This is a genomic window from Rhizobium sp. 01T417, assembly GCF_056398905.1.
This window is the reverse complement of sequence record NZ_JBFTQH010000135.1, coordinates 1-1340: the sequence shown is the minus strand read 5'-3', so window position 1 is coordinate 1340 and position 1340 is coordinate 1. Positions and strand designations below refer to the sequence as shown.

Annotated in this window: 2 tRNA genes and 2 rRNA genes; all 4 read right to left on the bottom strand. The window is 54.9% G+C overall.

Annotated elements, in window-relative coordinates:
• Positions 1-127 (bottom strand): 23S ribosomal RNA (locus AC1DPR_RS31980); the annotation flags it as partial.
• A gap of 545 nt (positions 128-672) precedes the next feature.
• Positions 673-748 (bottom strand) — tRNA-Ala (locus tag AC1DPR_RS31975).
• Positions 749-817: 69 nt separating this feature from the next.
• Positions 818-894 (bottom strand) — tRNA-Ile (locus AC1DPR_RS31970).
• A gap of 327 nt (positions 895-1221) precedes the next feature.
• Positions 1222-1340 (bottom strand): 16S ribosomal RNA (locus AC1DPR_RS31965); the annotation flags it as partial.

Sequence of the window (1340 nt, the reverse complement as noted above, 5' to 3'; positions counted from 1 at the left end):
TTGCCCCATTCGGAGATCCATGGATCAAAGCTTATTCGCAGCTCCCCACGGCTTTTCGCAGCGTATCACGTCCTTCATCGCCTGTGCATGCCAAGGCATCCACCAAATGCCCTTACGACACTTAATCGTTCTCATTGCCAATGCTCATCTTTAGTTGGATTTGGCAAACCTTGTCCCGTCGGCTTCGCCGCGGGGGTGCCAAATCTGGCCATACGGCCAGCTCCAACAATCTGGTTACCTTTTACAACCAGATCATTCAGATGCCATCGACGTGTTCGATCCGGTCCCTTTATTGGAGCTACGCCGAGCAGCTCGCTTGGGCCGGATCTTTAAGACCAGCTTCTCGAGATTAAATCCGGTACCGCGCGGTCAGGCAACGGCAATCAGACCAGCCATCAGACAGCACCAAAAGGCACCGAACAATGGGCAATCCTGACGACAGGCTTCCTTCCTACCTCCAGTCCCTCCACCAGATCCGGCCGACTAAGCCATCCTTGGTTTCAACAGAACTGGGCTCGGACATCTCGCGCAATCCACAGGATTGTGCAAAACACCTGGAAGCCTCCAGATCAATCTTCTCTTCACGATATATGCAGAACAGGCATCCGACTTAAAGTCGATGCAAACTTTGTTTTTCTCCAGAAGGATATCCCGGCTCGACACCAAGCGATTTGGTGGAGCTGAGCGGGATCGAACCGCTGACCCCCTGCTTGCAAAGCAGGTGCTCTCCCAGCTGAGCTACAGCCCCAACCATCGCAACACCTGACAGCAAACCGTCAGGATCAGGCATTCCCTAACCATCACTTGCAAATGCAAATGGTGGGCCCGGGAAGACTTGAACTTCCGACCCCACGCTTATCAAGCGTGTGCTCTAACCAACTGAGCTACGGGCCCATCTCGCTGAACGATTAAGTCTGCGTCAGGCACCCATGCAGGCCAGTGGCCGTCGCCGGTCGTCCGGCGCCCTCGCGGAGCGCAGCACCGAAGGTGCGGACAGCGCGTGAGCGCAGAACTCAAGGTTCTATCCTTCATGAAGAAAGAGAAACGTGGACGGCGAAAGCTCGCCCTACCCGCTGTCTGCAAAGCAGATCGGCAGGCGTATTACGTTGCGATCGTGATCTGACTGATCCGATCTTGTTCTAAAAAGCACGGGAAGGYTCATCCCCTAGRCAAGTCGRAGACTTGTCGGAGGGCGTCTTACCAATTCCACAGCTTCCTTAGAAAGGAGGTGATCCAGCCGCAGGTTCCCCTACGGCTACCTTGTTACGACTTCACCCCAGTCGCTGACCCTACCGTGGTTAGCTGCCTCCTTGCGGTTAGCACACTACCTTCGGGTAAAA